At 54.2% G+C, this 13,015-nt stretch carries 10 protein-coding genes; all 10 read left to right on the top strand.

The genetic code is table 11. The features are described 5' to 3' along the window. Nucleotides 1-10: 10 nt before the first annotated feature. Nucleotides 11-1,498: a transcription termination factor NusA gene (nusA, locus tag OGX75_RS13445; protein ID WP_012135303.1), complete on the top strand. Its 1,488-nt coding sequence runs from the start codon at nt 11-13 to the stop codon at nt 1,496-1,498. Between the two features lie 24 nt (nt 1,499-1,522). Beyond that, nucleotides 1,523-4,207 (top strand): translation initiation factor IF-2, encoded by a 2,685-nt coding sequence (gene infB / locus OGX75_RS13440; protein WP_012135301.1) that lies wholly within the window; start codon nt 1,523-1,525, stop codon nt 4,205-4,207. 168 nt (nt 4,208-4,375) lie between these two features. Next, nucleotides 4,376-4,777: a 30S ribosome-binding factor RbfA gene (gene rbfA, locus OGX75_RS13435; protein ID WP_001040203.1), complete on the top strand. Its 402-nt coding sequence runs from the start codon at nt 4,376-4,378 to the stop codon at nt 4,775-4,777. Beyond that, nucleotides 4,777-5,721 carry a tRNA pseudouridine(55) synthase TruB gene (gene truB / locus OGX75_RS13430; RefSeq protein ID WP_286451099.1) on the top strand — a complete coding sequence of 315 codons (945 nt, stop codon included), beginning with the start codon at nt 4,777-4,779 and terminating at the stop codon, nt 5,719-5,721. Before rbfA ends, truB begins: the two co-directional genes overlap by 1 nt. Before the next feature lie 152 nt (nt 5,722-5,873). Beyond that, nucleotides 5,874-6,143, top strand: coding sequence for a 30S ribosomal protein S15 (rpsO, locus tag OGX75_RS13425; protein WP_003861789.1), 270 nt, complete (start codon nt 5,874-5,876; stop codon nt 6,141-6,143). Nucleotides 6,144-6,389: 246 nt separating this feature from the next. Beyond that, complete coding sequence (pnp, locus tag OGX75_RS13420) at nt 6,390-8,525, top strand: polyribonucleotide nucleotidyltransferase (RefSeq protein ID WP_047461008.1); 2,136 nt, start codon at nt 6,390-6,392, stop codon at nt 8,523-8,525. 109 nt (nt 8,526-8,634) lie between these two features. Further along, the gene (nlpI, locus tag OGX75_RS13415; RefSeq protein ID WP_012135296.1) at nt 8,635-9,519 is read left to right on the top strand and encodes a lipoprotein NlpI; all 885 of its coding nucleotides are present in this window, start codon (nt 8,635-8,637) and stop codon (nt 9,517-9,519) included. Nucleotides 9,520-9,624: 105 nt separating this feature from the next. After that, the gene (gene yrbN, locus OGX75_RS13410) at nt 9,625-9,705 is read left to right on the top strand and encodes a protein YrbN (RefSeq protein WP_010723222.1); all 81 of its coding nucleotides are present in this window, start codon (nt 9,625-9,627) and stop codon (nt 9,703-9,705) included. After that, complete coding sequence (deaD, locus tag OGX75_RS13405; RefSeq protein ID WP_024130983.1) at nt 9,698-11,596, top strand: ATP-dependent RNA helicase DeaD; 1,899 nt, start codon at nt 9,698-9,700, stop codon at nt 11,594-11,596. The genes yrbN and deaD overlap by 8 nt, the downstream gene beginning before the upstream one ends. Nucleotides 11,597-11,749: 153 nt before the next feature. Beyond that, nucleotides 11,750-12,994, top strand: a complete 1,245-nt coding sequence (gene mtr / locus OGX75_RS13400; RefSeq protein WP_047461011.1) for a tryptophan permease — start codon at nt 11,750-11,752, stop codon at nt 12,992-12,994. Nucleotides 12,995-13,015 lie beyond the last annotated feature (21 nt).

Here is a 13,015-nt window from a genome sequence, read left to right as displayed (position 1 = left end):
AAAGCCCGCGATGAACAAAGAAATTTTGGCCGTTGTTGAAGCCGTTTCCAATGAGAAAGCGCTGCCACGCGAGAAGATTTTTGAAGCGCTGGAAAGTGCGCTGGCTACAGCAACGAAGAAAAAATACGAACAAGAGATCGATGTTCGCGTACAAATCGATCGTAAAAGCGGTGATTTCGATACCTTCCGTCGTTGGTTAATCGTAGAAGAAGTCACGCTGCCGACAAAAGAAATTACGCTGGAAGCGGCGCGTTTTGAAGACGAAAGCCTGAACCTGGGCGACTACGTTGAAGATCAGATTGAATCTGTCACCTTTGACCGTATCACCACCCAGACGGCAAAACAGGTTATCGTACAGAAAGTACGTGAAGCCGAGCGTGCGATGGTGGTCGATCAGTTCCGCGAGCACGAAGGCGAAATCATCACCGGCGTGGTGAAGAAAGTAAACCGCGACAACATCTCTTTGGATCTGGGCAGCAATGCTGAAGCCGTGATCCTGCGTGAAGATATGCTGCCGCGCGAAAACTTCCGTCCTGGCGACCGTATTCGTGGCGTTCTGTACTCCGTTCGCCCGGAAGCGCGCGGTGCGCAACTGTTTGTGACGCGTTCCAAACCGGAAATGCTGATCGAGCTGTTCCGTATTGAAGTACCGGAAATCGGCGAAGAAGTCATTGAGATTAAAGCGGCGGCTCGCGATCCAGGTTCCCGTGCGAAAATCGCGGTGAAAACCAACGACAAGCGTATCGATCCGGTCGGCGCCTGTGTGGGTATGCGTGGTGCGCGCGTTCAGGCCGTTTCTACTGAACTGGGCGGCGAGCGTATCGATATCGTCCTGTGGGATGATAACCCGGCGCAGTTCGTGATTAACGCAATGGCGCCAGCAGACGTCGCTTCTATCGTGGTGGATGAAGATAAACACACCATGGATATCGCTGTTGAAGCCGGTAACCTGGCTCAGGCGATCGGACGTAATGGTCAGAACGTCCGTCTGGCTGCGCAACTGAGCGGCTGGGAACTTAACGTGATGACGGTTGATGACTTGCAGGCTAAGCATCAGGCTGAAGCACATGCAGCGATCGATACCTTCACCAAATATCTCGATATTGATGAAGAGTTCGCAACCGTACTGGTTGAAGAAGGTTTCGCGACGCTGGAAGAACTGGCCTACGTGCCAATGAAAGAACTGCTGGAAATCGACGGGCTGGATGAACCGACCGTTGAAGCGCTGCGCGAGCGTGCCAAAAACGCACTGACCACTCTGGCACTGGCCCAGGAAGAAAGCCTTGGTGATAACAAACCGTCTGACGATCTGCTGAATCTGGAAGGATTGGGTCGCGACCTGGCATTCAAACTGGCTGCCCGTGGTGTTTGTACGCTGGAAGATCTCGCTGAGCAGGGCATTGATGATCTGGCTGATATCGAAGGGTTGACCGACGAAAAAGCCGGTGAGCTGATTATGGCTGCCCGTAATATTTGCTGGTTCGGCGACGAAGCGTAATAAACTGTAGCAGGAAGGAACAGCATGACAGATGTAACCGTAAAAGCGCTGGCCGCAGAGATACAGACCTCCGTGGATCGCCTGGTACAGCAATTCGCTGATGCCGGTATCCCGAAGTCTGCTGATGACTCTGTGTCCGCACAAGAAAAACAGACTTTACTGGCGCACCTGAATCGTGAAAATGGTTCAGGGCCGGATAAGTTGACGCTGCAACGTAAAACGCGCAGCACGTTGAATATTCCAGGTACCGGTGGAAAAAGTAAATCGGTACAAATCGAAGTCCGCAAGAAACGCACCTTTGTGAAACGCGATCCGCAAGAGACAGAACGTCTCGCTGCGGAAGAGCAGGCGCAGCGTGAAGCGGAAGAGCAAGCCCGTCGTGAGGCAGAAGAAACAGCCAAACGCGAGGCGCAACAAAAAGCTGACCGTGAGGCCGCAGAACAAGCTAAACGTGACGCCGCTGAAAAAGCGAAACGTGAAGCTGCGGAAAAAGACAAAGTGAGCAATCAACAGACTGACGATATGACCAAAACCGCCCAGGCCGAAAAAGCCCGCCGTGAAAATGAAGCAGCAGAGCTGAAGCGTAAAGCGGAAGAAGAAGCGCGTCGCAAACTTGAAGAAGAAGCGCGTCGCGTAGCAGAAGAAGCTCGCCGCATGGCGGAAGAGAACAAATGGACTGATAACGCGGAGCCGACTGAAGACACCAGCGATTATCACGTTACCACGTCTCAACACGCCCGCCAGGCCGAAGACGAAAACGACCGTGAAGTTGAAGGCGGCCGTGGCCGTAGTCGCAATGCGAAAGCAGCGCGTCCGGCGAAAAAAGGCAACAAACACTCTGAATCGAAAGCCGATCGTGAAGAAGCCCGTGCGGCCGTTCGCGGCGGTAAAGGCGGTAAAAACCGTAAAGGTTCTGCTCTGCAACAGAGCTTCCAGAAACCGGTTCAGGCTGTTAACCGTGACGTTGTGATTGGTGAAACCATCACCGTTGGCGAGCTGGCGAACAAGATGGCGGTAAAAGGCTCTCAGGTCATCAAAGCGATGATGAAGCTGGGCGCGATGGCAACCATCAACCAGGTCATCGACCAGGAAACCGCACAGCTGGTTGCTGAAGAGATGGGCCATAAAGTTATCCTGCGTCGTGAAAACGAGCTGGAAGAAGCGGTAATGAGCGACCGTGATACAGGTGCGGCGGCAGAACCGCGTGCTCCTGTTGTGACCATCATGGGCCACGTTGACCACGGTAAAACCTCTCTGCTGGACTACATTCGTTCAACGAAAGTTGCCTCTGGCGAAGCGGGCGGCATTACCCAGCACATCGGTGCTTACCACGTTGAAACCGACAACGGTATGATCACCTTCCTGGATACCCCGGGTCACGCCGCGTTTACCTCTATGCGTGCTCGTGGTGCGCAGGCAACGGATATCGTTGTTCTGGTTGTGGCGGCAGACGACGGCGTGATGCCACAGACCATCGAAGCTATCCAGCATGCGAAAGCGGCGGGTGTGCCGGTTGTGGTTGCGGTGAACAAGATCGATAAGCCAGAAGCCGATCCGGATCGTGTTAAAAACGAACTGTCCCAGTACGGCATCCTGCCGGAAGAGTGGGGCGGCGAAAGCCAGTTCGTCCACGTATCTGCAAAAGCGGGTACTGGCATCGACGAACTGCTGGATGCAATCCTGTTGCAGGCTGAAGTCCTCGAACTGAAAGCAGTTCGTAAAGGCATGGCGAGCGGCGCGGTAATCGAATCCTTCCTGGATAAAGGTCGTGGTCCGGTTGCAACCGTCCTGGTTCGTGAAGGTACGCTGAACAAAGGCGACATCGTCCTGTGCGGCTTCGAATATGGCCGCGTTCGTGCAATGCGTAACGAACTGGGTCAGGAAGTGCTGGAAGCGGGTCCGTCCATTCCGGTTGAGATCCTGGGTCTGTCCGGTGTTCCGGCTGCCGGTGATGAAGTGACCGTGGTTCGTGACGAGAAGAAAGCCCGTGAAGTTGCGCTGTATCGTCAGGGTAAATTCCGCGAAGTTAAACTGGCGCGTCAGCAGAAATCTAAACTTGAGAACATGTTCGCTAACATGACCGAAGGCGAAGTTCATGAAGTGAACATCGTACTGAAAGCGGACGTTCAGGGCTCTGTGGAAGCGATCTCCGACTCTTTACTGAAACTGTCTACCGACGAAGTGAAAGTGAAGATCATCGGTTCCGGCGTAGGTGGTATCACCGAAACCGACGCAACCCTGGCTGCTGCATCCAACGCGATCCTGGTTGGCTTCAACGTGCGTGCCGATGCCTCTGCGCGTAAAGTGATTGAAGCGGAAAGCCTGGATCTGCGCTACTACTCCGTCATCTATAACCTGATCGACGAAGTGAAAGCGGCAATGAGCGGCATGCTGTCTCCAGAACTGAAACAGCAGATCATTGGTCTGGCTGAAGTCCGTGACGTGTTCAAATCACCGAAATTTGGCGCTGTCGCAGGCTGTATGGTTACTGAAGGTACGATTAAACGCCACAACCCGATCCGCGTACTGCGCGACAACGTGGTTATCTACGAAGGCGAGCTGGAATCCCTGCGCCGCTTCAAAGATGACGTTAACGAAGTCCGTAACGGCATGGAATGTGGTATCGGCGTTAAGAACTACAACGACGTTCGCGTTGGCGATATGATCGAAGTGTTCGAGATCATCGAGATCCAACGTACGATTGCGTAAGGTCGGCCGGGTTGTAGGCCGGATAAGGCGTTTACGCCGCCATCCGGCAATGTAATGCCTGATGGCGCCATGCTTATCAGGCCTACAATTTATAGCCCACGCCACCCGGCATGAAATTTAAAAAGGGGCTTTTGGCCCCTTTTTTGTCTTTATTCTGGAGAATTTATTATGGCGAAAGAATTTGGTCGCCCGCAGCGCGTAGCCCAGGAAATGCAAAAAGAGATCGCTATCATCCTGCAACGCGAAATTAAAGATCCGCGTCTTGGCATGATGACCACCGTTTCCGGTGTGGAGATGTCCCGCGATCTGGCCTATGCCAAAGTGTATGTCACCTTTCTGAACGACAAAGATGAAGACGCGGTAAAAGCGGGCATCAAAGCGTTGCAGGAAGCGTCTGGCTTTATCCGTACCCTGCTGGGGAAAGCGATGCGTCTGCGTATCGTGCCGGAACTGACCTTCTTCTACGACAACTCGCTGGTTGAAGGGATGCGTATGTCTAACCTGGTGACTAACGTGGTGAAACATGACGAAGAACGTCGTGTGAACCCGGACGACAGCAAGGAGGACTAATGAGTCGTCCTCGTCGTCGTGGTCGCGACATTCACGGCGTCCTGCTGCTGGATAAGCCGCAGGGCATGTCCAGCAATGACGTCTTGCAGAAAGTAAAACGCATCTATAACGCCAACCGTGCCGGACATACCGGCGCGCTGGACCCGCTGGCGACAGGCATGTTGCCCATCTGCCTCGGGGAAGCGACAAAGTTTTCGCAGTATCTGCTGGATTCTGACAAACGTTATCGCGTGGTTGCCCGCCTGGGGCAGCGTACCGACACCTCCGATGCCGATGGTCAAATCGTGCAGGAACGTCCGGTGACCTTCAGCGCAGAGCAGTTAGCTGCCGTGCTGGAGACGTTCCGTGGCGATATCGAGCAGATTCCATCGATGTATTCGGCGCTGAAGTATCAGGGCAAGAAGCTCTACGAATATGCGCGTCAGGGGATTGAAGTTCCCCGTGAAGCCCGCCCGATTACCGTTTACGAACTGCTGTTTATTCGCCACGAAGGGGATGAACTGGAACTGGAGGTTCACTGCTCGAAGGGCACCTACATTCGCACCATTATCGATGATTTGGGTGAGAAACTTGGGTGTGGCGCGCATGTGATCTTCCTGCGACGTCTGGCGGTCAGTAAATATCCGGTTGACCGTATGGTCACGCTGGAACAGCTACGTGAGCTTGTTGAACAGGCGGAACGGCAGGATATTCCGGCTGCGCAACTGTTAGATCCGCTGCTGATGCCGATGGACAGTCCGGCTTCGGACTATCCAGTTGTCAATCTTCCTTTAACGTCATCGGTTTACTTTAAAAACGGTAACCCGGTACGGACGACAGGCGTGCCGCTTGAAGGGCTGGTTCGCGTGACTGAAGGTGATGACGAAAAATTTATTGGCATGGGCGAAATCGACGATGAAGGCCGCGTGGCGCCTCGTCGGTTAGTGGTTGAGTACCCGGCGTAATGCTGCTCCGTCTTGCGATAACAGGACGCTACGAGTAGAATACCGCCGCTTAACGTCACGTAAATTTTTTAACAAGTTCGCGCGGCGTTTACATGGGGTCGCTGAATTAGAGATTGGCACCCTTTCATTCTTTATTATTTTTGGAGTTCATCATGTCTCTAAGCGTTGAAGCTAAAGCTAAAATCGTTTCTGAGTTTGGTCGTGGTACTAACGACAGCGGTTCTACCGAAGTTCAGGTTGCTCTGCTGACTGCACAGATTAACCACCTGCAGGGCCACTTTGCAGAGCACAAAAAAGATCACCACAGCCGTCGTGGTCTGCTGCGCATGGTTTCTCAGCGTCGTAAACTGCTCGACTACCTGAAACGTAAAGATGTTGCACGTTACACCGCGCTGATCGAGCGTCTGGGTCTGCGTCGCTAATTCTTGCGAGTTTCAGAAAGAGGGGGCCTTCATGGCCCCTTTTTTCAACCAGACGGCAGCAATTCACTGGAAACTAATGTATTGTTGCTATGGATGATCTTCCGTTGCAGAGGTTCGCGCGGCTAATGAGAGGCTTCACCCAAAGAGCATGGGTTAGGGTTGTCATTAGTCGCGAGGATGCGCAGAAGATCGGGTATTAACGATGGCGCCTGAGTGTGCCGTCAAAAATTAAGAAAGGGTATTATTTTGCTTAATCCGATCGTTCGTAAATTCCAGTACGGTCAGCATACCGTTACGCTGGAAACTGGCATGATGGCGCGTCAGGCAACTGCCGCCGTTATGGTAAGCATGGATGACACTGCGGTATTCGTTACCGTTGTTGGTCAGAAAAAAGCGAAGCCGGGCCAGGATTTCTTCCCGCTGACCGTTAACTATCAGGAGCGTACTTACGCTGCTGGCCGTATCCCGGGCAGCTTCTTCCGTCGTGAAGGCCGTCCGAGCGAAGGCGAAACCCTGATCGCGCGTCTGATTGACCGCCCGGTTCGTCCGCTGTTCCCGGAAGGCTTCGTTAACGAAGTTCAGGTTATCGCAACCGTCGTTTCCGTTAACCCGCAGGTTAACCCGGATATCGTCGCGATGATCGGTGCTTCTGCCGCGCTGTCTCTGTCCGGCATTCCGTTCAACGGCCCGATTGGCGCCGCGCGTGTTGGTTATATCAATGACCAGTATGTACTGAACCCGACTCAGGACGAACTGAAAGAAAGTAAGCTGGACCTGGTGGTTGCCGGTACTGAAGCGGCTGTTCTGATGGTTGAATCCGAAGCAGAACTGCTGAGCGAAGACACCATGCTGGGCGCCGTGGTATTCGGCCACGAGCAGCAGCAGATTGTGATTCAGAACATCAACGATCTGGTGAAAGAAGCGGGCAAACCGCGTTGGGACTGGCAGCCGGAAGCGGTAAATGAAGCGCTGAACGCGCGCGTTGCTGCACTGGCCGAAGCTCGCCTGAGCGACGCTTACCGTATCACCGACAAACAGGAGCGTTATGCTCAGGTTGACGTGATCAAATCTGAAACCATCGCTGCGCTGGTTGCAGAAGACGAAACCCTGGACGAAAACGAACTGGGCGAAATCCTGCACGCTATCGAGAAAAACGTTGTTCGTAGCCGCGTTCTGGCCGGCGAGCCGCGTATTGATGGCCGTGAAAAAGACATGATCCGTGGCCTGGACGTGCGTACTGGCGTGCTGCCGCGTACTCACGGTTCCGCGCTGTTCACTCGTGGCGAAACGCAGGCGCTGGTCACGGCGACGCTGGGTACCGCTCGTGACGCGCAGGTTCTTGATGAACTGATGGGCGAACGCACTGACAGCTTCCTGTTCCACTATAACTTCCCTCCGTACTCCGTTGGCGAAACCGGCATGGTCGGTTCTCCGAAGCGTCGTGAAATTGGTCACGGTCGTCTGGCGAAGCGCGGCGTTCTGGCAGTTATGCCGGAAATGGACAAATTCCCGTACACCGTTCGCGTGGTGTCTGAAATTACTGAATCCAACGGGTCTTCCTCTATGGCTTCCGTGTGTGGCGCTTCCCTGGCGCTGATGGACGCAGGCGTGCCGATTAAAGCGGCCGTTGCGGGTATCGCGATGGGTCTGGTGAAAGAAGGCGACAACTTTGTTGTTCTGTCTGACATCCTGGGCGACGAAGACCACCTGGGCGATATGGACTTCAAAGTGGCGGGTTCCCGCGACGGTATCTCTGCGTTGCAGATGGATATCAAAATTGAAGGTATCACCAAAGAGATCATGCAGGTTGCGCTGAACCAGGCAAAAGGTGCGCGTCTGCACATCCTGGGCGTGATGGAACAGGCGATCAACGCGCCGCGTGGCGATATTTCTCAGTTCGCTCCGCGTATCCACACCATCAAGATCAACCCGGACAAGATCAAAGACGTTATCGGTAAGGGCGGTTCTGTTATCCGTGCTCTGACCGAAGAAACCGGCACCACCATCGAAATCGAAGATGACGGTACGGTGAAGATCGCGGCGACCGACGGCGAAAAAGCGAAACATGCTATCCGTCGTATCGAAGAGATCACTGCGGAAATCGAAGTGGGCCGTATCTACAATGGTAAAGTGACCCGCATCGTTGACTTTGGCGCGTTTGTTGCCATTGGCGGCGGTAAAGAAGGTCTGGTACACATCTCTCAGATCGCTGACAAGCGCGTAGAGAAAGTGACCGATTACCTGCAAATGGGTCAGGAAGTACCGGTTAAAGTTCTGGAAGTTGATCGCCAGGGCCGCGTACGTCTGAGCATTAAAGAAGCAACTGAGCAGTCTCAACCAGCTGCGGCGCCGGAAGCTCCGGCAGCAGAACAGGGCGAGTAAGGTTGCCATTTGCCCTCCGCTTTGGCGGAGGGCCTTTGACCCGGCAGGACGCCTTGTCAGCAACCGGGGAACAGGACGTTCATTCAATCGTTGTCTTCGGGAGTGGGAAATGAAGCCTTTTTTGCGCTGGTGTTTCGTTGCGACAGCACTCACGCTGGCAGGATGCAGCAACTCTGCCTGGCGTAAGAGTGAAGTCCTCGCGGTGCCATTGCAACCGACTTTGCAGCAGGAAGTGATTCTGGCACGCATGGAACAAATTCTTGCCAGTCGGGCTTTAACCGATGACGAACGCGCACAGCTTTTATATGAGCGCGGAGTGTTGTATGATAGTCTGGGTCTGAGGGCATTAGCGCGAAATGATTTTTCACAAGCGCTGGCAATCCGACCGGATATGCCTGAAGTATTCAATTACTTAGGCATTTATTTAACGCAGGCAGGCAATTTTGATGCTGCCTATGAAGCGTTTGATTCTGTACTTGAGCTTGATCCAACTTACAACTACGCGTACTTAAATCGCGGTATCGCATTGTATTACGGCGGTCGCGACAAGTTAGCGCAAGATGATCTGCTGGCGTTTTATCAAGACGATCCCAATGATCCTTTCCGCAGCCTGTGGCTTTATCTCGCTGAGCAGAAGCTCGATGAGAAGCAGGCGAAAGAAGCGTTAAAGCAACGCTTCGAGAAATCGGATAAAGAACAATGGGGATGGAACATTGTCGAGTTCTACCTGGGCAACATTAGCGAAGCAACGCTGATGGAACGCCTGAAGGCGGACGCAACGGATAACACCTCGCTCGCTGAGCATCTCAGTGAAACCAACTTCTATTTAGGTAAGTATTACCTAAGTCTGGGGGATTTGGACAACGCTACGGCATTGTTCAAACTGGCGGTGGCTAACAACGTTCATAACTTTGTTGAGCACCGATACGCATTGTTGGAATTATCGCTCCTGGGCCAGGACCAAGATGACCTGGCAGAATCGGACCAGCAATAGCTGACGTACACATCAGCCCGTAATCTTTTTGATTGCCATCACCTTCACGGGTGAGGGCGTTGTTGTTCGTTAATACACCTACTTTGAGCCGGTTCACACTTTTCAATGAAAATTGCAGATCAATTTCATGATGAGTTATGTAGACTGGCCGCCATTAATTTTGAGGCACACGTACTACATGGCTGAATTCGAAACCACTTTTGCAGATCTGGGCCTGAAGGCTCCTATCCTTGACGCCCTTAACGATCTGGGTTACGAAAAACCATCTCCAATCCAGGCAGAGTGCATCCCGCATCTGCTGGGCGGTCGCGATGTTCTGGGTATGGCCCAGACCGGTAGCGGCAAAACCGCAGCGTTCTCCTTACCGCTGCTTAACAATCTTGATCCTGAGCTGAAGGCACCTCAGATTCTGGTGCTGGCACCGACCCGCGAACTGGCGGTTCAGGTTGCTGAAGCCATGACGGATTTCTCTAAACATATGCGCGGCGTGAACGTGGTTGCCCTGTACGGCGGCCAGCGTTATGACGTGCAGTTACGCGCCCTGCGTCAAGGGCCGCAGATCGTTGTCGGTACGCCGGGACGTCTGCTTGATCACTTAAAACGCGGCACGCTGGATCTCTCTAAACTGAGCGGTCTGGTGCTGGACGAAGCCGACGAAATGCTGCGTATGGGCTTCATCGAAGACGTTGAAACCATCATGGCGCAGATTCCTGAAGGTCATCAGACCGCACTGTTCTCTGCCACCATGCCGGAAGCGATTCGTCGCATTACCCGCCGCTTTATGAAAGAGCCGCAGGAAGTGCGCATTCAGTCCAGCGTGACCACGCGTCCTGACATCAGCCAGAGCTACTGGACTGTCTGGGGCATGCGTAAAAACGAAGCGCTGGTGCGTTTCCTGGAAGCTGAAGATTTTGATGCGGCGATTATCTTCGTTCGTACTAAAAATGCGACCCTGGAAGTGGCTGAAGCGCTGGAGCGTAGCGGTTACAACAGCGCCGCGCTGAATGGCGACATGAACCAGGCGCTGCGTGAGCAGACTCTGGAGCGTCTGAAAGACGGTCGTCTGGATATCCTGATTGCAACTGACGTTGCGGCCCGTGGCCTGGACGTTGAGCGCATCAGCCTGGTTGTAAACTACGATATCCCGATGGACTCCGAGTCTTACGTTCACCGTATCGGCCGTACCGGTCGTGCGGGTCGTGCTGGCCGCGCACTGCTGTTCGTTGAGAACCGCGAGCGTCGTCTGCTGCGCAACATTGAACGCACCATGAAGCTGACCATCCCGGAAGTGGAACTGCCGAACGCAGAACTGCTGGGCAAACGCCGTCTGGAAAAATTTGCAGCGAAAGTTCAGCAGCAGCTGGAAAGCAGCGATCTGGATCAGTACCGCGCACTGCTGGCGAAAATCCAGCCGACCGAAGAAGGCGAAGAGCTGGATCTCGAAACGCTGGCTGCCGCACTGCTGAAAATGGCGCAGGGCGAACGCACGCTGATCGTACCGCCGGATGCGCCGATGCGTCCTAAACGTGAATTCCGTGACCGTGATGACCGTGGTCCGCGCGATCGTAACGATCGTGGCCCGCGTGCTGATCGTGGTGACCGTGAAGATCGCCCGCGTCGTGAACGTCGTGACGTTGGCGATATGCAGCTGTACCGCATTGAAGTGGGCCGTGATGACGGTGTTGAAGTGCGTCATATCGTTGGCGCGATTGCTAACGAAGGCGACATCAGCAGCCGTTACATTGGTAACATCAAGCTGTTTGCTTCCCACTCCACCATTGAGCTGCCGAAAGGTATGCCGGGTGAGGTGTTGCAGCACTTTACGCGCACCCGCATCCTGAACAAGCCGATGAACATGCAGCTGCTGGGCGATGCGCAACCGCATTCCGGTAACGAGCGTCGTGGCGGTGGTCGTAGCTTCGGTGGCGAGCGTCGTGAAGGCGGTCGTGGTTTTGGCGGCGAACGTCGTGAAGGTGGCCGTGGTGATGGTCGTCGTTTCAGCGGTGAGCGTCGTGAAGGCCGTGCGCCGCGTCGTGACGACTCCACCGGTCGTCGTCGTTTCGGCGGTGATGCGTAATTCACGCTAAATCGCGGTCTCGCACCGTAAAGTAAAATATACAGCCCCGATGATTGCGATCGGGGCTTTTTTTATTTCTTTTGTACTCGCGTACTGGTACAGTGCGACACAATAAAATGCAGTCGCAATATTATTCACTGGAGAGAGGGCTGAATGGCAACACTAACCACCACCCAAACGTCACCTTCGCTGCTTGGCGGCGTGGTGATCATCGGCGGCACCATTATTGGCGCGGGAATGTTCTCCCTGCCGGTGGTCATGTCCGGTGCGTGGTTCTTCTGGTCGATGGCGGCGTTGGTGTTTACCTGGTTCTGTATGCTGCATTCCGGGCTGATGATCCTCGAAGCCAACCTCAACTACCGGATTGGCTCCAGCTTTGACACCATCACCAAAGACCTGCTGGGTAAAGGCTGGAACGTGGTGAATGGGATCTCTATTGCCTTTGTGCTCTATATCCTGACCTACGCCTATATCTCGGCGAGCGGCTCGATTCTGCATCATACCTTTGCTGAAATGTCGCTGAACGTTCCGGCGCGGGCAGCAGGTTTTGCGTTTGCGTTGCTGGTGGCCTTTGTCGTCTGGTTGAGTACGAAAGCGGTTAGCCGGATGACGGCGATTGTGCTGGGCGCGAAAGTCATCACCTTCTTTCTGACCTTCGGCAGTCTGCTGGGGCACGTCACGCCGGCGACGCTGTTTAACGTGGCCGAAAGCAACGCGTCTTACACGCCGTACCTGCTGATGACATTGCCGTTTTGTCTGGCGTCGTTTGGTTATCACGGCAACGTGCCAAGCCTGATGAAGTATTACGGTAAAGATCCGCGTACCATCGTGAAATGCCTGGTGTACGGTACGCTGATGGCGCTGGTGCTGTATACCATCTGGCTGTTGGGTACGATGGGTAATATTCCGCGCCCGGCGTTTATCGGTATTGCGCAGCAGGGCGGTAATATTGATGTGCTGGTACAGGCGCTGAGCGGCGTACTGAACAGCCGCAGTCTGGATCTGCTGCTGGTGGTGTTCTCTAACTTTGCGGTGGCGAGTTCGTTCCTCGGCGTGACGCTTGGTCTGTTTGACTATCTGGCGGATCTGTTTGGTTTTGATGATTCGGCGCTGGGGCGCTTCAAAACTGCGCTGCTGACTTTCCTGCCGCCGGTGATTGGCGGTCTGCTGTGGCCGAACGGGTTCCTGTATGCTATCGGCTATGCGGGGCTGGCGGCAACCATCTGGGCAGCCATCGTTCCGGCTCTGCTGGCGCGAGCTTCACGCCAACGCTTCGGCAGCCCGAAATTCCGCGTCTGGGGCGGCAAGCCGATGATTGCGCTGATCCTGGTATTCGGTATCGGCAACGCGCTGGTGCATATTCTGTCGAGCGTGAACTTGCTACCAGTGTACCAGTAAGTTTGTTGTGCCGGATGGCGG

The sequence above is a fragment of the Citrobacter sp. CK199 genome (assembly GCF_030333285.1).
GTDB classification, from domain to species: domain Bacteria; phylum Pseudomonadota; class Gammaproteobacteria; order Enterobacterales; family Enterobacteriaceae; genus Citrobacter_B; species Citrobacter_B koseri.
This window is presented reverse-complemented; position numbering and strand designations above follow the sequence as displayed.